This window comes from Microbacterium xerophyticum (assembly GCF_053543555.1).
Window position 1 is genome coordinate 1 of record NZ_JBLVOB010000001.1, and the last position, 22,180, is coordinate 22,180.

Annotated in this window: 24 protein-coding genes; 14 read left to right on the forward strand and 10 right to left on the reverse strand. The window is 62.5% G+C overall.

Going from position 1 to position 22,180, the window contains the following annotated elements; translation table 11 throughout:
* From ACNPNP_RS00005 to ACNPNP_RS00015, 3 genes are all read right to left on the reverse strand, one after another.
* Nucleotides 1–415: AbaSI family restriction endonuclease (locus tag ACNPNP_RS00005; protein ID WP_448964022.1), on the reverse strand; the 415-nt coding region annotated here is incomplete at its 3' end.
* Nucleotides 416–616: 201 nt separating this feature from the next.
* Nucleotides 617–1,066, reverse strand: a complete 450-nt coding sequence (locus tag ACNPNP_RS00010; RefSeq protein WP_448964023.1) for a hypothetical protein — start codon at nucleotides 1,064–1,066, stop codon at nucleotides 617–619.
* A gap of 123 nt (nucleotides 1,067–1,189) precedes the next feature.
* Nucleotides 1,190–1,711 (reverse strand): hypothetical protein, encoded by a 522-nt coding sequence (locus tag ACNPNP_RS00015; protein ID WP_448964024.1) that lies wholly within the window; start codon nucleotides 1,709–1,711, stop codon nucleotides 1,190–1,192.
* Nucleotides 1,712–1,898: 187 nt separating this feature from the next.
* Between ACNPNP_RS00015 and ACNPNP_RS00020 the strand changes: the two genes are divergently transcribed.
* The 3 genes from ACNPNP_RS00020 (at nucleotide 1,899) to ACNPNP_RS00030 (ending at nucleotide 3,625) form a co-directional block, all read left to right on the forward strand.
* Nucleotides 1,899–2,498: a hypothetical protein gene (locus tag ACNPNP_RS00020; protein WP_448964025.1), complete on the forward strand. Its 600-nt coding sequence runs from the start codon at nucleotides 1,899–1,901 to the stop codon at nucleotides 2,496–2,498.
* Nucleotides 2,499–2,573: 75 nt separating this feature from the next.
* The gene (locus tag ACNPNP_RS00025) at nucleotides 2,574–2,942 is read left to right on the forward strand and encodes a hypothetical protein (protein WP_448964026.1); all 369 of its coding nucleotides are present in this window, start codon (nucleotides 2,574–2,576) and stop codon (nucleotides 2,940–2,942) included.
* A gap of 113 nt (nucleotides 2,943–3,055) precedes the next feature.
* Complete coding sequence (locus tag ACNPNP_RS00030) at nucleotides 3,056–3,625, forward strand: MurR/RpiR family transcriptional regulator (RefSeq protein ID WP_448964027.1); 570 nt, start codon at nucleotides 3,056–3,058, stop codon at nucleotides 3,623–3,625.
* A 209-nt stretch (nucleotides 3,626–3,834) separates the two neighbouring features.
* On the opposite strand, the gene ACNPNP_RS00035 is transcribed toward ACNPNP_RS00030, so the two are convergent.
* On the reverse strand, nucleotides 3,835–4,332 hold the full coding sequence (locus tag ACNPNP_RS00035) for a hypothetical protein (protein ID WP_448964028.1): 498 nt from the start codon (nucleotides 4,330–4,332) through the stop codon (nucleotides 3,835–3,837).
* 273 nt (nucleotides 4,333–4,605) lie between these two features.
* Here ACNPNP_RS00035 and ACNPNP_RS00040 point away from each other — a divergent pair, with 273 nt between their 5' ends.
* A complete protein-coding gene (locus ACNPNP_RS00040) occupies nucleotides 4,606–5,814 on the forward strand; it encodes a hypothetical protein (RefSeq protein ID WP_448964029.1) in 1,209 nt (402 codons plus the stop codon).
* 81 nt (nucleotides 5,815–5,895) lie between these two features.
* Here the strand turns inward: ACNPNP_RS00040 and ACNPNP_RS00045 are convergent, their stop codons facing one another.
* The gene (locus ACNPNP_RS00045; protein ID WP_448964030.1) at nucleotides 5,896–6,426 is read right to left on the reverse strand and encodes a GNAT family N-acetyltransferase; all 531 of its coding nucleotides are present in this window, start codon (nucleotides 6,424–6,426) and stop codon (nucleotides 5,896–5,898) included.
* Nucleotides 6,427–7,131: 705 nt separating this feature from the next.
* On the opposite strand from ACNPNP_RS00045, the gene ACNPNP_RS00050 reads away from it, so the two are divergent.
* The 6 genes from ACNPNP_RS00050 (at nucleotide 7,132) to ACNPNP_RS00075 (ending at nucleotide 13,399) form a co-directional block, all read left to right on the forward strand.
* On the forward strand, nucleotides 7,132–7,398 hold the full coding sequence (locus tag ACNPNP_RS00050; RefSeq protein WP_448964031.1) for a hypothetical protein: 267 nt from the start codon (nucleotides 7,132–7,134) through the stop codon (nucleotides 7,396–7,398).
* 52 nt (nucleotides 7,399–7,450) lie between these two features.
* Nucleotides 7,451–8,701 carry an exonuclease domain-containing protein gene (locus ACNPNP_RS00055; RefSeq protein WP_448964032.1) on the forward strand — a complete coding sequence of 417 codons (1,251 nt, stop codon included), beginning with the start codon at nucleotides 7,451–7,453 and terminating at the stop codon, nucleotides 8,699–8,701.
* Nucleotides 8,689–9,789: a hypothetical protein gene (locus tag ACNPNP_RS00060; RefSeq protein ID WP_448964033.1), complete on the forward strand. Its 1,101-nt coding sequence runs from the start codon at nucleotides 8,689–8,691 to the stop codon at nucleotides 9,787–9,789. Before ACNPNP_RS00055 ends, ACNPNP_RS00060 begins: the two co-directional genes overlap by 13 nt.
* A 312-nt stretch (nucleotides 9,790–10,101) precedes the next feature.
* Nucleotides 10,102–10,983 carry a hypothetical protein gene (locus tag ACNPNP_RS00065; protein ID WP_448964034.1) on the forward strand — a complete coding sequence of 294 codons (882 nt, stop codon included), beginning with the start codon at nucleotides 10,102–10,104 and terminating at the stop codon, nucleotides 10,981–10,983.
* Between the two features lie 224 nt (nucleotides 10,984–11,207).
* Nucleotides 11,208–12,248 (forward strand): XRE family transcriptional regulator, encoded by a 1,041-nt coding sequence (locus ACNPNP_RS00070; protein WP_448964035.1) that lies wholly within the window; start codon nucleotides 11,208–11,210, stop codon nucleotides 12,246–12,248.
* Nucleotides 12,245–13,399 carry a hypothetical protein gene (locus tag ACNPNP_RS00075; RefSeq protein ID WP_448964036.1) on the forward strand — a complete coding sequence of 385 codons (1,155 nt, stop codon included), beginning with the start codon at nucleotides 12,245–12,247 and terminating at the stop codon, nucleotides 13,397–13,399. Before ACNPNP_RS00070 ends, ACNPNP_RS00075 begins: the two co-directional genes overlap by 4 nt.
* On the opposite strand, the gene ACNPNP_RS00080 is transcribed toward ACNPNP_RS00075, so the two are convergent.
* Together ACNPNP_RS00080 and ACNPNP_RS00085 are read right to left on the reverse strand one after the other, a co-directional pair.
* Nucleotides 13,372–13,950 (reverse strand): hypothetical protein, encoded by a 579-nt coding sequence (locus ACNPNP_RS00080; protein WP_448964037.1) that lies wholly within the window; start codon nucleotides 13,948–13,950, stop codon nucleotides 13,372–13,374. The two genes, ACNPNP_RS00075 and ACNPNP_RS00080, sit on opposite strands and share 28 nt — an antisense overlap.
* Before the next feature lie 36 nt (nucleotides 13,951–13,986).
* Entirely contained in the window at nucleotides 13,987–14,277 is a 291-nt protein-coding gene (locus ACNPNP_RS00085; RefSeq protein WP_448964038.1) for a helix-turn-helix domain-containing protein, read from the reverse strand.
* Nucleotides 14,278–14,700: 423 nt separating this feature from the next.
* Between ACNPNP_RS00085 and ACNPNP_RS00090 the strand changes: the two genes are divergently transcribed.
* Nucleotides 14,701–14,931: a hypothetical protein gene (locus ACNPNP_RS00090; RefSeq protein WP_448964039.1), complete on the forward strand. Its 231-nt coding sequence runs from the start codon at nucleotides 14,701–14,703 to the stop codon at nucleotides 14,929–14,931.
* Nucleotides 14,928–16,337 carry a deoxyguanosinetriphosphate triphosphohydrolase family protein gene (locus ACNPNP_RS00095; protein WP_448964040.1) on the forward strand — a complete coding sequence of 470 codons (1,410 nt, stop codon included), beginning with the start codon at nucleotides 14,928–14,930 and terminating at the stop codon, nucleotides 16,335–16,337. The genes ACNPNP_RS00090 and ACNPNP_RS00095 overlap by 4 nt, the downstream gene beginning before the upstream one ends.
* Before the next feature lie 317 nt (nucleotides 16,338–16,654).
* On the opposite strand, the gene ACNPNP_RS00100 is transcribed toward ACNPNP_RS00095, so the two are convergent.
* Nucleotides 16,655–17,473 (reverse strand): hypothetical protein, encoded by an 819-nt coding sequence (locus ACNPNP_RS00100; RefSeq protein WP_448964041.1) that lies wholly within the window; start codon nucleotides 17,471–17,473, stop codon nucleotides 16,655–16,657.
* A gap of 139 nt (nucleotides 17,474–17,612) precedes the next feature.
* On the opposite strand from ACNPNP_RS00100, the gene ACNPNP_RS00105 reads away from it, so the two are divergent.
* Nucleotides 17,613–18,641: a restriction endonuclease gene (locus tag ACNPNP_RS00105; RefSeq protein WP_448964042.1), complete on the forward strand. Its 1,029-nt coding sequence runs from the start codon at nucleotides 17,613–17,615 to the stop codon at nucleotides 18,639–18,641.
* A gap of 71 nt (nucleotides 18,642–18,712) precedes the next feature.
* Here the strand turns inward: ACNPNP_RS00105 and ACNPNP_RS00110 are convergent, their stop codons facing one another.
* Together ACNPNP_RS00110 and ACNPNP_RS00115 are read right to left on the reverse strand one after the other, a co-directional pair.
* Nucleotides 18,713–19,747, reverse strand: a complete 1,035-nt coding sequence (locus tag ACNPNP_RS00110; RefSeq protein ID WP_448964043.1) for a hypothetical protein — start codon at nucleotides 19,745–19,747, stop codon at nucleotides 18,713–18,715.
* 432 nt (nucleotides 19,748–20,179) lie between these two features.
* Nucleotides 20,180–20,926 (reverse strand): DUF6338 family protein, encoded by a 747-nt coding sequence (locus ACNPNP_RS00115; RefSeq protein ID WP_448964044.1) that lies wholly within the window; start codon nucleotides 20,924–20,926, stop codon nucleotides 20,180–20,182.
* Between the two features lie 641 nt (nucleotides 20,927–21,567).
* On the opposite strand from ACNPNP_RS00115, the gene ACNPNP_RS00120 reads away from it, so the two are divergent.
* Nucleotides 21,568–22,164, forward strand: coding sequence for a hypothetical protein (locus ACNPNP_RS00120; RefSeq protein WP_448964045.1), 597 nt, complete (start codon nucleotides 21,568–21,570; stop codon nucleotides 22,162–22,164).
* The last annotated feature ends 16 nt before the right edge of the window (nucleotides 22,165–22,180 follow it).

Genomic DNA, 22,180 nt, shown 5'->3' on the forward strand with positions numbered 1-22,180 from the left:
CCGCGCCGGCTTTCAACTGTCTGATGTCTGCGATGAGCTCATCGACCTGCTGCTTGAGCGTGATGAGGGAATCAGCATCCTCCACCCGAACGCGGCGGATGTTCGCAACGGCCACTGAGGCGATTGCCTGCTCGCGGATCTTGTCCGCGTTCTGCGACTGCTCCGAAAAGTGATGCAACTCGTCGACCTCCACGCCGACCTTGAACTGCGGCAGGTAGAGGTCCAGGAGCGCCAACGAGCCGTTCTCAAGACGAACCGGCTGCTGCGTGATGATCTCGATCTCCGGATCATCGAGGAGATGGAGGATGCGGCTAATGGCGTACACCTCGTACCGTTTGCCCGTGATGGAGCGCAACATCCGCGAATGGAAATCGACCTCGCTGGGGGCCACCCATCGTGTACGTGCCTTGCTCATCATTCCTCCGTGCGTCTGCGACAACTTCTCGCTCGACGCTATCGGCTGGCCGCGGCGGGCTCGCGCCGAGGAGGAAGCCACACGCCAGCGCGTCGGCCCGGATCAACACTCATGTTGGGCACAAAATCGGCGCCAATGCAAGGAAAGGTTGTCTCGATCTCTGTATCCAGGGCAACAAACACCCGTCACTGCTGGGCGTCCCTAGGCCAGCAGAGACCCAACGATCTGCAGCACCGCACCCAACGCAGCTAACGCGAGACCGGCCGCCGCGACGCGGGTGTCTCCTCGTGCGTCCGACTTCCGGTCCGAGTCATCGCGACGACGTTCTGCCCTGAGGTCCCCGGCAAGCTGGGAGATGGCAGCGTTACGATCTCGAGCCTCCGCAGTGATCCGAGTGTCCAAAGCCGCAAGAACCTCATGAACGCGCGCGAGCTTCGCATCCACATCTTCGTTCGTGCCGGTCACGTAGCCATAGGCGCTGCCCGTGAGCGTCGCCATCCCGACAGCCGCATGACCGGTGTAGTTCCGTTTGTGGCGAAGCGGGATCAGGGGATGTCCTTCGGCGACACCGCGCCAGGTGAGAAAGAGGCCGTACGCGGCGACAGCGAGACCGAGGATCTCGACGCCACTACCAATGAGGGTCAACGTCATACACGGAGCGTATGACGGCGCTCCGACATGCGAGCGGCGACACTGATCTCCCGCGAGCGTGCGCGTCCGTCGAGGATCTGGAGGCGCACGCAAGCGCGATTGAAATCAGGCCGTCACAAGCGGTCAGTACCTCCCCGAGAAGACGATTCGCTTCGGCATGCCGCGCTTCGGGAACCATGCAGGAGCGGACACGGAGAGCGGGAAGTCGTGTTCACGGTGGAAGGATGTCTGGCTGGGGCCGTCGAATTTCGGTAGCGCGCCCGACTTGGTGACCGGTTTCTGTTCGGAGTCGAGCACGCCCAGGGCCGGGAAGATTTTGTGGGCGATGAGAGCGGCGGCATCCACCGCCCTCACGCCGTACGCCTCTGCGAGCCGGAGGACTACATCGAGCTGTGCGGCGCTGTACTCCCAGACCAGGATGCCGCTGGCCGTGAGTATCCCGTCCGTGTGTGCGTGGCGATCTAGTCGTACGGTCTCGCTCAGGTAGTGGATGTCGCTTGACTCCGCGAACTCGGTCACGGGAACGAGCGTCTCGTTGGGCATTTCCAGGGTGTTGTGGTTGAACGAGGCCCACGCCTTTGACTTCCACATCTCGTCGACGGTGATGAACAGGGGGAACGGATGGATGTTGATGAATGCGGTCATGCCGGCCTATGCGCGTCGCGTGGTTTGACGTGTTGGAGGCATCGCGGACGACCTGAGTTGCGTGACCCGCGTCTTTTTGTCATCTTCATCGAGGTGGGTGATGTTGAAGTTCACGGTGTCTCCGACTAGCTCTGCGGCGGGATGCCGAAGTCGCCGTCGGGACTCGACGACCGGCAGGCCGCTTGCCGTGACGCGCACCGCACCGGGCGGGATTTCGACCGCCGTATCAGGCATCAGGTGCGCGAGGCTGCCGTCACTCAATCCTCTCGCCGCTTCTGCTGACGGGTGCTGCGAATGCAGAATCGACAACGCCTGGGAAGCTGAGCAGATTGTTGGCGACGTCAACCAGCTACGCCAGGAAGAGCTTGGCCTCTTGGTCTTGGACGACGTCAAGCGTGTGATTGTTGATTCCGAGTCGGCGGACATCATCACCGTCGAGCCTCTTACCGAGGAGCAGCTCGAGCGCGAGCTCACAGCGACCGCTGGCGCGCTGGCGCGCACCGCGTATCCGTCGGCGTGCTCGCCGATCTCTCATCGATGCTGGAGAGGGACGGTGCCGAACACCGACATCGGATTCTCGACCGGAACGACCAACGGCACGTGGAGCGGTCGTGGAAACTTCTGGACCGGCAACTACTATGCAAAGCTCTGCTGGGTGGATCCGTTCTCCGCCAACCCTTTCAACCCGGCGACGGTGTGTATGCCGGAGCGGAACGGTTCGAAGGCGTGGATCGAGATCGGTTACACAGTCGTCGGCAAACAGGTCAACGTGTCATCGACCTGCTAACGCACAGAGGGGCGTGCGAGCTCCTGTCTCACGCGCCCTCTCCTGCCCAACCATTCACAAGGCGAGGGGAAACATATGACAACTGATACGGCTATGAAGCCGGCGCTCGCGCTCATCACTCGGGTGCTTCTTATTACTATTCCGGCGGTCCTCCTGGCTGTCAGCGCGTTCGCCATGGGCACCATGCAAGGTGACCTTCGTCCGGCAGCGTCAAACATCGAGATCGAGCGGTGGAACTTCGCCACTGCCGCTCAGTCGATTGCCTTCGGTGTACTCGCGCTCGCTCTGGTCCTGTCGATAGTCGATTCCCTCAGGTGGCCACGTGGTTCGCGCATGCGGCGAGCTGCCATGACGATCTTGCTCGTCATCCTCGTCGGAGCGCTTGTCTTCATCGCATCGTGGATGGTGGGGCTGCAGTACTGTGCGATCCCCACCACCGCCTAGAAGCAAGTTTTTTCCTGTCACTCGCTAGCATCCCCTGTCTCACGGGTCGAGCACGCGCGCTTGGACCGACTCACGGCGTTGGTTCCGTGGTTGCATCGGACCCCGAGCGTCCGATGGCTACCGATGCCGCGGCACGAATGCTCAGACAGGACGCGACGAACATCGCCTCCGTCGCTTCTGAGACCAATGTCGATGCCATCCGGAATATCGCTCGCGCCATCAGTGCATCCCGTCGCACCGTGGTCCTGACCTCAGGGTCCGGAGCCGGGCCCGCCCATGTACTCGGTTACATCGCGTCCATCTACGGCTACGACGTCCGCGTTGCCGCGGGCTCTGCGACATCGCAGACGGTCATCGTGTCGCAGCTCGGCAGCGAAGATTGCCTTGTGGTGATCAATGTCTGGCGGCTCACCCGGGCGCTACGAGGGCTGACGCGTCTCGGCCGCGAACGCGGGGCGAACGTTGCCGTTCTCACTGACCTGCACTCCTCACCGCTCAATTCCCATGCAGACAACGTCGTGATCACCCCTATCGGGGGCGTCGATGAAACGCCGTCGCTGACGGCCATGCTCGCCGTCGTTCAGGCCATCCTCGCCGAGCTGAGTGTCCTCACCCCCCGCAACACCGCCGGGCAGATCGAACGCTCGTGGGAGGCGCTCGACCTCATGGATGACCAGGCGTAACCTGCGCTTCTCGTTCACGCCATCAACAGTTGTGTCGAACGCGCCTCGTTTTTGTTGTCGGGACAGCTTTCGAGCGTCGCACTGCAAGCACAGCTCCGCTGTGGAGTTGCCAGGAACGTGAGTGAGGCCGTGCACGCGAGTGGCGATTGAGGGGACACCGATGAGAAAGCTTGGATGACCAGCGCTCTTCCAGTAACCCCGCGGACCGCCTACTTCACGGCGATGTAAGACTCGACGACTGCCGCGGTGTGCCGGTCTTGGATCACGACCGTATAGAGACCGGGAATGAGTTCCATGTCGGGGTCTGGGAAGCTCATCGAGAAGTATCCATCGGCGTCAGACTCTCCGCCGCCGAGATAGGCGAGGTTGCACGAGTCGGATGTGGGCGGATCCATCCTGGAGCAGGCGCCACTGACCGCCGTCGATGGCTGGATGATCTCCATGTCGATGAAAGTGTTCGGTGTGGCTCCGAGGATTTCAATGGTGGTGAACGCCGAACCATCAAGTGGGATCTCAGGCGGCCCGATTGTGAGCTGGATGTTCCGGACCGCGTCGGGCCCAGACGGCACCGGCGCGGGGGTAGAGGGCTGCTGACTAGTCAGCTGGCCGGCGGCCCAAATGATGATGCTCCCCACCACGCCGGCCGCAACTGCGGCGCTGAACGCTACGATGCCCCATGGGTGATGAGACTTCGATTCCCCAGCCATCGCCAACTCCCCGGTCGCTCGTGTCTGCTGCGAACCTATCGCATCAGAACGCGCGCGCACCCGGGGGTTCTTGGGTTCCAGGGTGCGGCTCCGTGCGTCGGCTGCTGCCCGCCCGTCGAAGGTTTCTTCGCGCGCGATATCGTCGGATTCCGGCTCGCAAGAACGAGCCAGGGGAGGAGAGACGCTCTCGTGGACAATTTCTGGCGTAGTACACAAGGGGAGCTAGTTCGGTTTCGGCGTCGGAGACAGGAGTCCGTCCGACTCTCGGTTCCGATGGAACCGCCCACAAAGCGGACCCGCGCCGGAACAAAAGCGAAAGCGCGGGCTGCGCTGGCGGAAGCCTTCGTGACGAACATTCTTGCCCGTCGCGCTAGAGACCTGACAACCTGGCCAAAGCCCCGAGCCGCTATTGCCTTGGACGTGTACCTGGCGAATGGTTCGCGCGGTGGGGCTCGCGTGGACAACATCTGCAAGTGGCTTCTCGATGAACTTGCTGGCCATGTCTATGCGGATGACCGGCAGGTGAAGATGCTCTTCGCGCGAGTATCCCGGCCGACGGGGCTCCGCCCGTTGCGAAAGGACGACAACGAGCCGGGGTCGGTGACGAAGGAGTTCTACGACGAGTTCGAGCGCTTGTTTATGGCGATGCGCGACGTGCCCGCCCGCGCGCCGGAGCTGTACATCACAGCGCAACCGCGGGCAAACGTCCTCGCCGACCTCCGCGCGGCGTCTGAGCTCGTCGAAGAACGCTGGGATCCATTCGACGCAGAGTATGGTCTTCGCCGCAAAGATCCCATCTATGCGACATTCGAGCGCGACGAATTGATGGACTACCGTGCCATGTTCGGCACAGAGAGTGACGACGGCCTGCGTCGCCGAAGACAACTGGCCAATCAGATCGACTATCACGATCAGTCTCAGCAGCAGGCGGCTGTCGACCTGATCTTCTCGTCGTTGTTCACAGACCTTCCGGTCGACCGGTACGGCATCTGGGGGCGTGTACGCAACCAACTCACATACACGCCCTACATCTTCGACATTGGAGCGTTGCCGGACCGTGGCGAGAGCGTCGCCTTTAAGGATCGCTTCCGCGCACTGCTTGAAGAACGTCGTGAGGCGTGGCCCGGTCTGTTTCCGATGCGGGCAAGGAGCGGAATCTCCTTGATCCTGTTCGAAGATCCAGCGAACGGGAAAGCCCTCGACAATCTGATGCTCACCGTGTTGCCCGACATCCTGGAAGTGCTCCGCCCTCAACAAGACGACCTTCCCGGATGGATCGCGGACGAGACAGACCCCCTCGACGGAGTGTCGGACATTCCTTTCACCGAAATCGCGGCGTTCCCCTCGCGCCTGTCCGACATGCCGCCAGGCTCTGTGATCTTTGGGCTCTCGACTGCTGACCGATACGAGAGCTGGTGGAGCCTCGCTGCGGACCACCTTGAGCGGGTGCTCGAGGCAGAAGAAGACAAAGGCTGGTGGTGACGGCTTCAAGCACCGCGCCGCGGCAAAGCGACGGCGGGAGCTCGCGAGGGGCTGGCGTCCGGTACCAGCCCCTCTGTTCCGCTAGCTGGAGAACGCCGGGAGCCCGTTGAGCTGCATGTGGGCATCGAGGTGCCCGGCGGTCGGCATCAGGGGCACGCCGCCGACTACCAGAGACCGGCCGGGCTGGCAGAGTTGGAACCCGCGGTCGCTGAACCAGTTCAACAGGTCCGGCACGTCGGTCCGGATGCGGGTGATGAGATGCCGGGCGCCGAAGTCACGGCGAGCGTGAGCAGCCACTGACTCCAGCAAGATGCTCCCGTATCCGCGGCCGCGGTACTTCGGGTGCACTGCGATAGCGTCGAGCGACTGGACCTGGGCGGACAGAGCCAACCCTTCCACGCCCTGTCGGGCGAGCAGCAGCGTATCGGCAACGGTTCCGGCGGCTGCCGCATAGGCGGCACCGCGCACGGTGCCGCCGTCGAGCACGGCGCTGATGTGCCCGTCCATATGGTCGGTGCATGCCGGAGCGTCGTATCCGAGCGACTCGAAGAACTTGTTGACGATGTCGCCGGACTGGACGCTCGCGGCGCGGACAAAGGTGATGTTGTTCATGGTTGAGATTTCTGTGAGGGCCGCGCATGTAGCGGTCATGGAAAGTAAAGGAGTGTCGAAATGAATGTCATGAATCTGACAGGGGATGCATGGGAGCTAGACGGCGCCATCCACTTCATGGGTGGAACGCCCGAAGACCACGCAAATGTGGCGCGGGCTAATCGGAAGGCTGCCCGGGCAGCGCGGTGGTGGGCGTGGCTGTCGGGACGACGGCGGTAGCCGGTTGAAGCTGTAGGTACGGTGCATGATTCTCTCTTCGTGGATGAGGAGTGTCGAAGGGAACATGCGCGGTGCCGGGGTTTCCTGACACCCGTTGAGTCGGAACGATCTGCAGCCTGCGGAAACAGGCGATACGCGTGAGTTCGACGCCCCTGGTTGGTTGCACTAATGTGTCACCAAGAGATTCGGAGCGCCATGAAGCTGGGCGGAAGGGCCGTAGGCCTAGCTCGCAGAGGCATCCTTTAGTAGCCGTTGTGCATTCTCCGTTCGCAATTGCACGCGAATCATCACTCACTCGAGGTCATACGTCGTTTGGTGTCTCGACCGCGTCGGACCTTTCGAGGCGTCCGTCGGTCGGGCAGATGCCGAACAGTTATGTAAGGGATTTCCGTGAGCGCCCAAAGGCGCGATCTTTCATCACCAGGGCCAGCCCGAGCTATCGCAGCGGGTGGCACGCTAGGTCCACACCCGAATCCGGACGACCTCATGAGCAGCTACCTTCTCACCTACGACTTGACCGCTCCCGGCCGCAACTACGACGACTTGATCAAGCATTTGAAGAGCTATGCGACACACGCACACGTTCTCGACAGCACCTGGCTAATCGTGTCGGACAGGACGTCGGTGCAGATTCGTGACGAGGCAAAGACACACATGGACTCGAACGACCAGCTTCTCGTCGTCAAGCTCACCGGTGACGCGGCCTGGTACGGCCTTCGAGGTCACTCGGACTGGATCAAGAAGAACCTCTAAGCGCGATGGCGACGTTGCAGCATTCAGGCGCATGGATCGGTAGCCTCAGTTCATGACGCACCCTCACCCGTCCGCCGCCGGCCTGAACTTCACCGCTGTCGACTTTGAAACCGCTAACCGTTCACGGGCGTCCGTGTGCGCGGTGGGGGCCGTCCGCGTGCGCGACGGCGTCATCGTCGACGAGTACCGCACTCTTGTGTCCCCGCCTGAGGGATACGAGGAGTTTGAGATGGGGAATGTCGGCGTGCACGGCATCACCGCAGCTGACGTCATAGGAGCACCGGGGTGGGATGCCGTCTACCCCCAGCTGATGCGACTCATTGACGGTGACGTGCTCGTCGGACACAATGCTCGTTTCGACGTTTCCGTACTCTTGAACGCCACGGGCGTGTGCGACCTGCCGTGGCCAGAGTTAGACACCCTATGCACACTGCAACTCGCCCGGGCCGCCCTCCGCATTCCCTCCTACTCGCTGCCATGGGTTGGCAACCACTTGGGACTTGGTGACTTCAACCATCACGACCCTCTCGCGGATGCACGGGTGACGGCCAGCGTCCTTCTTTCGCTCGCCCAGCTGCACAGCGTCGGCACGGTCGCTGCCCTCGCGCATGCTCTCAGCGTGCCGTTCATCCCGACTTTCGTAGACGAGCTTGACGTTGTCGCATCGGAACTCGACTCCTCACCCGATCCGCTCATCGCCACCGGGTTTTCAGATCACGCTGTCTGCTTCACCGGCGGGCTCCGCATCATGATTCGAGATGAGGCACGCCGTCTGGTCGTCGAACACGGGGGACTCGCTCAGTCCGGTGTAAACAAGAAAACGACGGTCCTGGTCACCGGTGACTTCGACGCTCGCACGTTCCGTCCTGGTGCCAACTTCTCCGCGAAATTGCAGAAGGCGTTCGACCTCGTCGAGGCTGGCCAGCCGCTGGAGATCATCACCGAGGAAGACTTCATCGCGCGCCTCTCCCTCAGCGAGGAAGCGCTGCGCAACAGGATCTCACGCGCCGGCATGTCGCGGAGGAAGCTCCCCGACTGGGTGATCACGCAGTCCCATACCGGACCGGGGGAGGACTACTGGGCATGGTTCAACGCTGCCCTGGCGCATCCCCAGGGCCGGGCGGTAGGAGGCGAGGCCTGCATTTGGTGTGACGCGCCGGTCGGTCGGACCATTCACTGGGTGCACCGAGACAGGCACGTGTGCGGCGTGCACTGCAATGAGAGGTTGAAGCGTGCCGCGAGTCGCGTATGGGACCGGGAAGGCTTCCGTCGCCCGCCGAGGGATGCCCCGTGGCTGCAATGAACAGCCAGAACGAGACCGCCGATGGTGACGCAACCCAGGTAACGGTCATCGCGTGCGACGAGTCGGCTTCCGAGGGCGAGAACCTCATGATGAGCACCCACCCCGTGTTCGTTCACGGCAGTGTAAACCTGTCCCTCGAGGAAGCCACAGAACTTCGCGAACAGATGCGCTCCGCCATGCGTGCGCAGGGTTCGGAGATGAAATCCAAGACAGCTCTGGCACCCCGAAACCGGAGCGCACTCCTCGACGCGATGAACGCACTGGACGGCAAGGCGAACATCTACCTGGTCGAGAAGTCGTACTTCGTCGTCGGGAAGCTCATCGACCTGCTCATCGCGGAGATGGCCACCGACTACGATGTCGATGTCGCAGGCTCCGGACTGGGGCGACGTCTCGCCGAGCAGCTTCATGACGTCGGACCCTCAGCCATCGGCGCGGAGCGCTGGGATGCCCTCCTGAGCACCTATAACGCGGTCATCCGCTCCTACCTTCGTCATGATGACGAACCGCCGACCATCCAACCGTTCCTCGCGGCTCTAGCCGACGCGTGCATCGCCTGCACGGATCCGAAGGTGCAGCGCATCCTCGATGATATCTGGGCCGCTCGATATCTGACGTTGGAGTACGAAGGCGCCAGCCGGGTGGAACTGCGCGAACTCGATCCGATGGCCCCATCGCTGGCGTCGGTGTCGATGACGTGGCACCTGCGGTTGCGCGGTCAACCGTTCGAGTTCCTCATCGACAATTACAGCATTCTGACGGACGACGTCCGTGAAGCCATCATCGCCGCATCCCGCGTCCCTTTGTCGGTGGGGCCGGTTGAGCTGCCTCGTGCCGATCTGCGGGGCATCGAGATGATCGACTCACGCTTGGATGCGCGAGTGCAGATCGCCGACATCGTTGCCGGTGTTGGGCGCGAGGTGGCGCGACTGGCGATGAACGGAGTGTTCGACGATCCGCTGCAGGAGGCGACCCACGAGATGCTGGACTTCAATGTCATGTGCTCCACCGGGTCCCCTCTGAACACGCTCACGGAACGGACACCTCTTCGATACTTCGAATCGTGGATGGCGGACTACCGCCCCTAGTCGGGGCTCCGACTGGCATTCAGGAGGCGCCGAGATCAGCAGCTTGGCAGCGGTGCGCACTGGCAGTCTGCCCCCTCGTCTGCGGCTCTCGCGACACCGCCTCGCACCAGTCCGGTGACCATGAAGGTGGGGCGCGGCGCTGCACTTGCGTCTCGCAACAATTCCTTACAGACGTTCTGAGGACTCGTCATGTTGCGCGGGGAACCGTGGTGCGGCTGATAGAAACAGATCATGCCCACACCTCGTATCGCGTACGAACTCCTGGGTTCCTGGCCCCATCGCCCGAAAGCTCGTAAATCTGGGAAACGCAAGGTGACCGAGGCGGACATCGTCCGCTCCGCCGCTGTTGTGGGCATCCCGCTGCTGTCGAGTAGCCCGTGGATGGAGCGTCCGTTCCTGGAGATGTTGTGGCGGGCGATGATGGCGACAACGAACCTCAGTCCGACGGCCTCCGGAAAACGATGGACACGCTCAGATGCGTATGATCGCCTAGACCCATCTGAGAAGGTAGCGGTGAGTTACTTCTTGGGGATGTTGCAGTCTCACCTCATGGCGTTGCAGCTGGGGTACACCCACCTCGTGCACGTTGACCGACTCTTGACGATGTCCGGCCAGAAGCTGCGCGGAAAGCGCCCGGATTTCGTCGCCGTCAGCTTGGGGACGGCGGCCGCAATGACATACGGAGCAACGTGGGAGGCGAAAGGTCGCACGAACGGCTTCGATGACACCGCACTGACGAAAGCGAAGACTCAGGCGATGAAGACCCCGGCAATCGCCGGGCTGACCCCGGTGGAGGCCATCGCATCCGAGGCGTACTTCGACAAGGAAGACCAGACCTGGCGCGCCAAGCTCCGAGACCCTGACTGGGATGGCGATTATATGAAGGCAGGGTTGGAGACCTACCTAACGGCCTATTACCGGCCGATCCTCGAGGCCGCGAGACAAGGCGGTACAACGGATACCATCGACGGACTGCGGGTCCTTCGCCTTCCGAGTCTTGATCTCACCATGACGCTTCCTGAGTCCCTCGCGGAGGCCACGGAGCTCAGTTTCAAACTCCCACTAGAGGAACGCGAAAGCGAACAGCTCATGTCGAGCACTTTCCATGCTCTCGCTGAAGAGTTCAGCCCTGAGTGGGGCCCCGACCTCCTCCGCATCACGCTCGATGACAATGCTCGCCCATTCGGCGGCTGAGTCGCCGAGCGTTCAACCAGAACGGCGAGAGTGGCGGACAAGGCACCGCGCAGGACCCGAGCGGCTCTGCGCGGCGTGCATGAGCGCAGGTGCGGCACGAACGTGTGTGCCGGTCGGCAAGCGTGCGCAGCTGAATGCTCGGATTGGCGCGGTGTTGAGGCTGGTGCACGACCCGCCGCATGGAGCGTGTTCAGAATATTCGCAACACCTGCTATGATCGAACTATGGAAACGAATCCTGCCCGAGGGGCGCTCGTCGAAGCGTTGCGACTCGCGCGCGGGTTCACGCAGGCCGACATGGCCCGACGGGTCAAGATCTCGCAATCCACGCTCTCCAAGGTGGAGTCCGGCGCCGATATCGACGATGCCCGGTGGGAAGAGCTTGCGCAGGCTCTCGGAGTCCCCGTCTCCGCCTTCAAGATGGTCGACCCGAATCTCGCTCCGGTTCACATCTTCCATCGAAAGCAGCGCAGTACTCCGAAGGGCGCCGTCAACAAGGTGGGCGCGGACATTGCGCTCATGAAGCAGCGGCTCAGCGACCTGCTCGGTCCCCGCACCACGCCGCTGCGTCGTTTCGATCTCGAAGATGGTTTCATCACACCGCAGGATGTCGCCCGGTTGGTGCGCAACGACCTCGGACTCGGCATCGACCCGATCACGAACCTCATCGCAGTGCTTGAGGACGCTGGCGCCATCATCGTTCGGTGGCCCCTCGAATCTATTCGGGTGGATGCCGTCGCCGCATGGCCCGTCAACTCTGCCCCCGTGATTCTTGTGGGGGAGCACGTCACCGCAGAACGTCAGCGATTCACCATGGCTCACGAACTCGGCCACGCCGTCATGCACATTCACGACCATGTCGAAGAAGCGACCGCGGGGCAAGAGAAGGAAGCTGACTCGTTCGCAGGCGAGTTCCTCCTTCCTTGGGTCGCCCTGCGGAAGGAGTGGCCCACGCCGCCGACCCTCGACGCGCTCGTCACGCTGAAGCGGCGATGGGGAATCTCCCTGGCCGCTCTCATTCACCGCGCCCACGACACAGGACTCCTCACTGAAGACGAGTACCGTGACTGGAGCATCGAAATGTCCACCACCGGCATGCACCGGCGAGAGCCGGCGCCGCTGCCGCGCGAGAATCCCATGGCACTGGGGAGTGTCATCCAAGAGGCAATCAACGGGGGTGCGAGCGTGGGGGAGCTCGCCGCCCGGGCCCACATGCACGAGATCGAGTTCTCCTCCACGTTCTTGCCGAAGGAGCAACACGCATGACCGAGCACTACAGCGTGATCAGCAACCCGCACCTGGAACGCGTCCAGGCCCCCGCCCGCACCATCGAGACTGGGAATGCCCTCGGGATCCTCGCCGGTCGGCAGTTCCACATCTGCGGCGACATCGTCCTCAACGCCTTGCCTTACGTCGACCCGCAGGCGGGCGGGGTGTTTGTGTCCGGGCAGCACGGGCCTAAGCGGGTTCACCAATTGCGTCGCGCCTACCCGACTGTTCCTTTCATGCTCGAGCCGCGGTCACTCAGCGAGTACCGGGCCGGCGAAGACGCCCCGTTCCTCATCGACATCGGCGAAAGCGAGCTTTTCCCCCCGACGCTGGACGCGGCCCTCGACAAGCAGCGGTTTGCGGCGGGCAGCGATCTCGCGATCACCCCCACAGGGCAATTCCGCACAGGCGACACCGACACGGTTCGCAGGGCTCTAGAACTGGTGAATGCGCTCGACCGCAATGATGTTCTCTTCGCCACCGCCTTTGAAGGTGCGTGGCTAAACGACGAACAGAACGTGAAGTTCATCCGTTCGGTCATCAACCGCAGTAACCACCCGGTGCTCCTGTCCTTCGTCGGTAGCAACAACCCGATGGGGGGCAAGAAGCGCATCCGCGCGTACCGGCGCATCATGGAAGAGGCCACCCGCCCGGTCGTCGCCTACCACACCGACATGGCGGGGTTCGATGCTCGGGCGCTAGGTGCCATCGCCTCCGCCATCGGGGCGCTGCCCTCCGCGCGTCGGTTCACGCCGCCGGGCTCCGGTGGGAGCCCTGAAGACCCCACTGACCTCGCCCCGCACGAGCTCATTGGGGACATGCTGCGGTTCGTGCGTACCAAGGAGATGAGTCGCCGCTGGTTTGCCAACGCCGAACCGATTCATTGCTTCTGCATGGTCTGCCGCGGTCGTAGCATGGACCGTTTCACGCATCACTCCTCGGATCGTCTCGAAGGCCACCTCCACAACGTCGCGGAACTGACCCGCCTGCACGCGAGCACCATAGGCATGAACCAGGCGCAGCTCACCGCGCACTGGAAGCGGCTGGTCAGCGGGGCGCTCGACGCCTACGAGCAGCTCGAGGAGCACATCGGAGCGCGGCTTGGCCGCCCGAACGACCTTCAGGTTTGGGCGGAAGGGGTCGCCTGACTCAAGAACTGGGCGTACACCAGTTCAGCGAAGCGCCAGCGGGCGGCCGTCCACCTCCGCGGGCGGTACTCCGACGGTGCGACGAGGGTGCCTTCCTCAGTAACGAGTCCGACTCCATACTCGACAGCTTCCAAGCATGAAAGCGCGACGTCGTCGAGGGTCGGTAAGTGGATGACTCGTGCGGCATACCCGACCCAGTCATGCGCGAGACGGAGGCCTCGGCGCCACGACTCTGCGTGCGCGTCGATCTGCGACACACTCACGGGAGATCGGAGCGTGCGCTGAGCCCAGAGGCTCCCGTCGGGATCCTCGACGACCGTCGCAAGTGAGCTCGTCGCCGGGTCATCGAAAAGGGGAACAAACCGGTCCTCCACTCGGCCCAGACCATCGTCGGGGAGCGTGAGGAGCGCTGCGAGCATTGTTTCGTCAGCAACCGCACCGACTCCGGCATCTAGCCGTCGCTCGTGTTCCTCGACGTCTAGACCGAAGGAGACCAGCAGCAGAGCGCCGTCGACCTCGGCATCGAGTTGGTGATCTCGCTGCAAGGACATTTCCTCACCTTAACGTGTCAACGCCGAGCCTCTCGCTCAGCTGGCGGCTTCGAAGTATGCATGCAGCGATACTGCGAAGTGCTGCTTGGCCTTCCCGGATAAGTGCGCGGATAGTGCGCTCGCGAGTCGCGCAACCAGGAAAAACCCCGGTTCAGGGCTGCGTCCCGCTTCGATCTTCGCGACCGACCCGATGGATACTCCCGCGTGTTGAGCGAGAGCCTGCTGGCTGAGCCCAGCCTCGCGCCGGGTGTCGCCGAGCAGGCTGCTCAGCGATCTGGACAGTGAGTGACTATGCGGATCGGTGTCGACTGCAGTGCGGCGGGCCATTTGTCTACCATTATTAGCACCTTATTATTATGTCGTCCAGGATCTGGCGGAGGCAGATCGCGGGCGGGGACGGCCTGGCCGCGAAAGTGGTGACGCGTTTTACGCGCAATCACGCGACGGACGCCATCAGGCGACGGACTAGAAGGTTCTGTCGACTTACCTCGAAGCTTCGCGCTCGCACTCAGGCAGACCTCGAAGCAGCTGATTCTGCAAGACCACATCGAACTGCGTCTTGTTGACCGAGCGGCCCCCTAAGGCAGCTACGCTTCGACGGCAGAACACATAGCGTCGCGTGCCGTAGGGTGAGGGGTAGCGTCAGGGACGGGCGCATCGTTCGGCGGGCCTCTGCAAAATGTCAGACGAAGCTGCCATAGTGGTGATGCCAGGAAGCTGGCTGTACAGGTGAATGGATCAAGGAGAATCGTGACTACACAGGTGTCGCCGTTTGAAGCAGCGAAGACCTTTGACACCCAGCAGGCACTGGAAGCCGTCGCCGGCGACCAGACCACACGTGAGGTCACCACGAGCCTGCTGCTGCGGTATATCCAGAGGGTCTTTTCCTACTCCTTCGAGCTTGCGCGCGATGTTTTGAACGTCCTTGTCCGCCTCGGGCGGGCCACACGTTCGTCGTTCACGACCGTTCGACTCGCGTGACAGCTGGGCCGGACTGGCCGGCCTTCGACAACCGACTATCCGGCGTCGACGCCGACGATGAGTCGGGTCGCTCTTCGACGCAGAGGGACCGAGACCGCGTGCTGTACTCGGAGTCTTTCCGGCGTCTGGGCGCAGTTACACAGGTCGCTATAGGTGGCCCAGAGACCCTGCTCCACAACAGGCTGACGCACAGCCTGAAGGTCGAGCAGGTTGGGCTTTCTCTCTTCCGGTACCTGAAGTCGGACGGGGCCGTTCCAGCGGACTCGGACGAATGGGCCATCGCGGCGGCATGCTTGGCGCACGACCTGGGACATCCGCCGTTCGGGCATGCAGGTGAGGAAGAGCTGAACGCTCTCGTCACCTGCGACCGCCATCGGGAGACTCCGAGGACGTCCGAGGACCGAAAGAGCAAGTGCCTTGAATGCAAGCTGGAAGACGGTTTCGAGGGGAACGCTCAATCTTTCCGTGTGCTGACGTCATTGGCGGAGACAGGCCGCCTGTACGAGGACAGCACGCCATGGGGGCTTGACCTCACCGTGAGAACGCTCAGAGCCGCGTCGAAGTATCCGTGGCTTCGAGGGGACAATACGGATAAGCCCGAGAAATGGGGCGCGTACGACATCGACGCGCCGGCGCTGGCAGCGATTACGCGCCAGAGCCAGGACCTCGCATTCGATGCCCAAGTCATGGACTGGGCGGACGACATCGCCTATGCCGTTCACGACATCGAAGACTTCCACCGCACTGGACACATCCCGCTGGACCAGTACTTCCAGTGGGACATCGAGGAAGAAACCGGTCGGTTCCGACCGAACGACGTGTTCATCCAGTTCGTTGCGTACATCTCTGAACACCGCGGCAAAAGCGTCCCCGATGAGATCCAACAGCAGCTGATGGGGGCCATGCAGGACTTCCCCCAGAACCGCTTCACGGGGGCTCACCGGGACCACGTCGATCTCGCCTCGATGCGTGGAACCCTTCTCGACCTCTTCATCGGGGGATCCTCGACGACGGGCGGTGACCTCGTACGCGATTCCTCTGTCAACGAGGTCAACAAGTTGCTGAAGCAACTCATCTGGTTCCACATCATCGACGAACCTCATTTGACGAACATTCAAACGGGCCAACGCCGCGTCCTCCGCGAGATCTTCAACGAGCTCGAGAAGGCGACGCTTCAGGCCGCGCACGACTGGCGCGAAGACAAGCCGGAGACGCGCGTCATGCGACGCCTCCCGCGCGCCCTCCGCCGCTGCCTGCTCGTTGCGTTGACCCAGGCGTCGAGTTACGAAACACCGCAGAAGGCGTACCGGGCGCTACTCGACTACATCTCTGGCATGACCGAATCTGAGGCGTACCGCACACATGCCGTTCTGAAGGGCCACGAGGTGAGTGGTCGCCTCGAATGAGTCCCACGAGTCTTCGACTTGACGTGGCTCAGGAGGTATCACAGGTCGACAGCGCGTAGACATTCGCATCGGTTCCTCGGCTGCCGAAGGGCGAACGCCTTACCGCGGCGGCCGCATTGGACCTCCCGGCCGACCCGTGAGAACGGACCGAACCCGGTTCCGCAGTGCAGGCAGAAGATCATCAGAGCGTAGGTCTTCGCGCTGTCCAGATACACATCCGCCTCTTGGAGGGCAGCCACGTAGCCTTCGCTGCTCCTCACGCTTGGGCACCGATTTGTCACGTCGAAGTGCTCGGTCCAGAAGAGTCAGCCATCTACTCACCTGAAGCGTACGGTGGCTCCCGGCCGCAAGCCGTTCTCGAAGATCAGCTCTCCTGCAGCGTCGGATGTGAGGGAGCCCGCTTCGACTCCCGGCGGGACGACGGCGGGAAGCAAGTTGCGAATGGGAGCCGAGAGGTGCCCGCCCGCGAGGGCGTCGTACAGTTGCGCCATCGACTGGTCATAATCTCCGACAACGTCATCGAACGGGAAGAGATGTGATGCTTCGTCTGAGCTGACGTGGATCTGCCCCGTTAGCCGGTAGTGCAGGATGCCAGCGAGCGTCATGACTGTGGAGACCTGGCCCGCGAGAGGATCACCGTCGCGAATAGCCTGGTGTAGCTGCGCTATGAAGGAATGATCTGACACTGGTGTTCCGAAAAGAGCGGATAGCTCCTCAGCTGCCTCCGTGCGGGGCCGGTGGGGGCCGTCGAAGGTCACAAGGTTCCGCTCGGCACCGAAGGCGAAGACGCTGGAGTCGCTGGAAGCGACATCGACGCTCTGGATCCGATACGGAAGCAGTCCGAACTGGTTTTTGACTTCCGTGCCCAGATCGTTGACGGCCTGCACGGTCGTCCACCACACATGATCGAAGGGCAAAGGAGACAAGAAAGAGGGAAGACGTACTTCTCTACTGCAGCAACGCTCAGCAAGTACCTCGGATGTGTCCGACCTAACGAGACGGGCTCGAACTCCGTCTGCATCAACCTCAATGCCCACCGTCGTTCGGCCGACCGCGATGGCCTGCTTTGCGGAGATCGAGGTAGCGGGGTCCTTGAGCGCGCCTGTGTCAGATGCTCGAAGCGCTGCGTCGTTCAAGGTACTCCTCTGATTGTTGCGGGGGCGTCAGTCCGTATCGCCAAGCCAATCGTTTCACGGGCCCATGCGCTAGACAAAAGATGACGAAACCGGGCCGCGCGATTCTTCTGACTCGTCGACGTTCCTGTAGAACGGATTCATGGCCATAGACCGCCACAACTGGCGCCAGAAATATCTCGACGCCCAGACGCTTCCCGACTCGGCAACCTCCCAGCAAAAAGCGCAACGCGGGCGAGACTTCGAGGCGATACTGCGCGCCATGTTCGAGGAAGCGGGCCTCGACCCTCGGGTCGGTTACCGGCCGACCGGCGAGGAGGTCGACGGCTCAATCTGGCTGGACGGTCGTACGGTACTCATCGAAGCCAAGTGGACAGCGGCGAAGCACCCGGCGTCGAGCATCTACCAATTCAAAGGCAAAGTCGATGGCAAGCTCGTTGGGACAATCGGCCTGTTCATCAGCATCAACGGCTTCAGCAAGGACGCCATCAATGCGCTGGTCGCGGGGAAGGACGTCAACATCATCCTCGCCGAAGGAGCCGACATCCGCGCAATCGCCGAGAATCGCATATCGGTCCTCGATGTACTCCACGGGAAGCTGCGCGCCGCCGGTGAGGAAGGAACGGTGTACTGGCCGGTCGAGGAAGCTCTCCAGTCGGCGCGCGTCGCTACCCCGCGGACCGAGACCAGACGAATCGTCGTGGTTGAGGCTCGGATGGATGTCGAGTACTTGGAAGCCGTTCGCGCCGCCTTCGGGATCGATGTACCCGTGTCAATCGTGCCGGCGGGTGGCCCGCAGAACATGCCCCGGCTGATTCGTTCGCTCACGCAGGGGTCCGACAAGGTCATCGTCACCGCCATCGTCGATGGGGACATCGATGAGGCGTTTCGGAGCAAGATGCTCGCCGACGTTTCACCGGCACTCGCCGGGACGGGGTCGACGTTCGAGATCATTGCGGCAGAACCAGATCTGGAGACCGCGCTTGGACTGAACCCTTACGGCGTGTCATGGAATGAGCGCGACCATCTGCGTCGTCCCTCCACGGACATGCTGACACAGATCATCACAATGGAGAGCGTGCTCGAGCACGCGCGGGATAACCCTTCGACGCAGCAGATTCTTCGCGTGATCGCCGGGCCTGACGGCCCTCACCCGATGGCCGACCGCTAACGCCGTCGCGCACGGGATTCCGCGACGCCGACCAGCTCGATTCATATCAGAGCGGACAAGACCGAACCGGATCAGTCGCGTTCCTCGTCCGCGCGCAGGTAGTCGAGAACCGTCGTCATCGCATTCAGTGCCTGCGCCGCATCCGTCTGCTCAACCCGCGTATCGCCCTCATGCACAGCGAGATTGCGCTTGTCATACAGGGCGGCACCGGCGTCCTTCACCTCTTGCGGAGCATTCGACAGACGCGGCTTCACATGCGTGCTGCGGCCGCCGCACCTAGTCTCAACTGCGAGACGCGCGGCCAAGATCGCCTCCCGGTAGTACCCTTTTTCGAAATGCGTTCGGGCTGTACGCGTGTGCGAGATTGTTGCCGATTCTGAGGTCAACATGCTAAAGGCATCTCGGTAGGCGGTGTCCGGGGACGGACCAAGTAGGTAGGTCAGGTCCGCGTCGTCCTGGAACAGTAAGACATCATACGAGTCGACAGCAGTTCCTCCGGAGACCAGCACGTAGTCGCGGAACCCATCCTTCTCGAACAGATTCGGCATCTCATCCATCGTGCCCGTGAAGCGCGGGCTTGCGAGGAACTTGGTCAGGTGCATCTTGTTCGTGCCGTACATCTCGACCTTGCGCCCCGACTCTTTCTCACGCAGACGAAGGCCCAGTGTGTCGCTCGTCTCGCCGACATACTCTTCGATGTAGCACCACACCGACGTAGGCGGTGTCAGCATGTCCGCGGTCGCGATGTGCACCTTCAGCGTGAACGTGTCGTCTAGCCCCAGGGAGATGTCGTTGCCGTCTTGAGCGATTACGGGCGCGGTGACAGCGATATATTCTTTGCGACTCCACCTGTCGGTCAGGCCTCTGCCGTGGCCTTGGCAGTCTCGGAGGAGGTTAGTCAGGGGAACAATGCCTTGCAACCGGCGGTCGCCGGACAAGATCCGTACTGTCCGGCCGGTGGTCTTCTCGCACAGCTGATCCTCACGAGTGCCGTCATGGAGCTCTTTCGAGACGACGTAGCAACGGGTCACTCCGGAAACGTAGGCGCTCCGAGCGCGCACTTTGGCTTGGTGCGATGTGCGGCGCGCTTTCGACTTCGAGGACATGCGGTCGAGACCTTTCGACGGGACGCGGCGGCTCTCGTCACATTCGTCGAGTGGGCGGACCTTCAGCGTGGTCCTCCGCGACTCGTCTATGAGAGAGGGGCACCAGTGCGTTGTTGTGGTGCGGCGCGCGCTGCAAGCTCGCCACTAAGTTCATTGGAGTTCATGCGCCGTCACTTCTCTCGTAGCATCCCTATGCGCGGCCGGGGCCCGCTGACCCCTCAGGAGATCGTGTCTTAAGGCATGCGGTGGGCCGATTGGCGGCGTCGAGCGGTGATCTAGCTTTGTGTGGGGTTGCCAATACCGCCCTGATTCACCGGCTGTGGGGGCTTCGGCGGGCGCTCGTAGTTGGTGGGCTGCTGTCCGTGTTCGATGATTGGGTCGGGATCCGGAACCATCTGCTGGACGACTCGTCGTGGATTGTTCTCAGTCATCTCATCCTTCATTCTGTTGCTGAACGCGTTCGGTTTCTTGTTGCTGAATGCGTTTGGGGCTTGTCCAAAACACGAGGTCCGTATCCGAGATCATGAGGAACACGCCTGTGCCCGGCAGCGGGGCTTCTCCTATGAAGTTACCCTCGTCAGTCATCGCGAACTGGTCCGCGATGTATATCCCTCGCGGCTCCGGGTAAGTCGTCACGAAAGAGCCCTTGGTGAACCACCCGCCTACCCACTCGCCGTTGCTGCGCTTGACCTTAACCCAGGCGTTGTGGTTCTGCCGCGCCGCGTGATCCCAGGCGCTGGGGACGGCGCTGTAGCCGTGGCGAGAGTGAACGTACTTTGCCCACCGCCGGCCCTTCTTTACGTCTCCCGCCTTGTTCATTGCCCAGTCGGGGCGGCTCCATGCGATGTGTTGTCGATGGAGAATCACACTGATGAGGGTGGGCACGATGATGTATAACACCAGCACTGTCGCCCCGAGGCGTCGCGGATCTGAGACCGTCAGAGACTCTGCGGTCGCGTCCACCACCCCGATGCCTTCGAACAGCCATGTGCCGAACACGACGAGATACATGCCGGTGAGCGTCACCGCGAACGCAGCACCGCGAGCGACGGTCAGGCTGACATCGCGATCTGACGCGGATTCCCCTCGTGCCCACCGGCCGACCGCAGCGTAAAGGAAACCCGGAAGTGCGACAACAACGAACGCCGCGATAGCGAAGCTGCTTTCGGGGGCACCCATCACATCACCTCAGTTTCCGAACGGGTCGGCGTCGCATCTAAGGATAGAGGTGCGCGACATCGACCTCGCTGATCGAGTGCAATGACCGCAGCATCGCGAGTCCGCGCCCCAGAGATCCTTGAGCTTGTTCCGTGGCCATGCTCGCGGGCCACCTCGAAAGTCACGCCTGATTCGCTCTCACGTCCATCCGCTCTCATGCGCAACGCCCTAGTGGCGTGTATGACATCTGGTCCTGAGTTCTCGACGGCGGCGCGACCGCACGCCTCTATATAGGGGGGCCCGGTCCGCGGTGTGAATCATTGTCGTGCTGGTCCTCCCGAGATGTTCCGGGAAAAGACCAGATCGGGAGTGCAATTCGTCAAACGCGCTGAGATCCCAGAGGAATAACGCAGTCGCGGCGGAGGATCCGGCCGCGTACATGCGGCGCATGACCCCTGAAGGCTCAAGGCATCGCGGAGAAACGCGAACAACCCACCACACCAAGAAGGCCTCCGCGCAGCGGGGGCCTTCAGTCGTAGGTCGAGCAGAGCGGGACTCGGGGAGGCGCGAGCGCCGGCATCCCGCATCCGTCACCGGGTGAACTCGCACGCAACCTGCGCACTCTACGATGTCGAGCACATCGAGGGTGGAGGAGGCGGATCGTGGAACTCGAGGCACCGGTCGGACATGTCGTGCATCTCGTCCGCTCGTTCGGCGATGCCGGAGTGCCGGAGAGGATCGGCTTCGGCAGGCCCATGCCCACGGCCGGCAGGTGGACGGTCTGGGCTCTCCTCGCAGTCGCCTCGATCGGCGCGGCGATCCTGCTGTTCAACCTCTGGACGAGCAACCCGCAGTGGTGGTTCAACGTGATCTTCACGATCATGCCGGTTCTCTTCCTCGGCGGCTGCGCGATGGCCGTCGTGGCGTCCGGGCGGCGGGCACGTGCGGAAGCGCTGCTGGCCGAGCGCTGGGCGCAGATCAGGCACCGTGCCACCCCGACAGAAGGGCGCGTCACGGATCGTGCCGTCGCTCTCCTCGACAACGGCGGCGCGTCTTCGTTCGCGCTCATGGTCACAGCCCTGTCGGGAGCACAAGTTCACGCGCGCTGGCACCGCAGCAATCCGGACAATCAGAGCGACACCCTTCTGCAGACGCAGATTCCGGCGATCGGCTCCACGGCGCGCATCTGGACCGTCGGGATGCCGGATGCTGAGGCCCTCGTCATCGTGGAAGCGCTCGACCCGAGCGTGGTGCAGTAGGACATTCGCCGATATC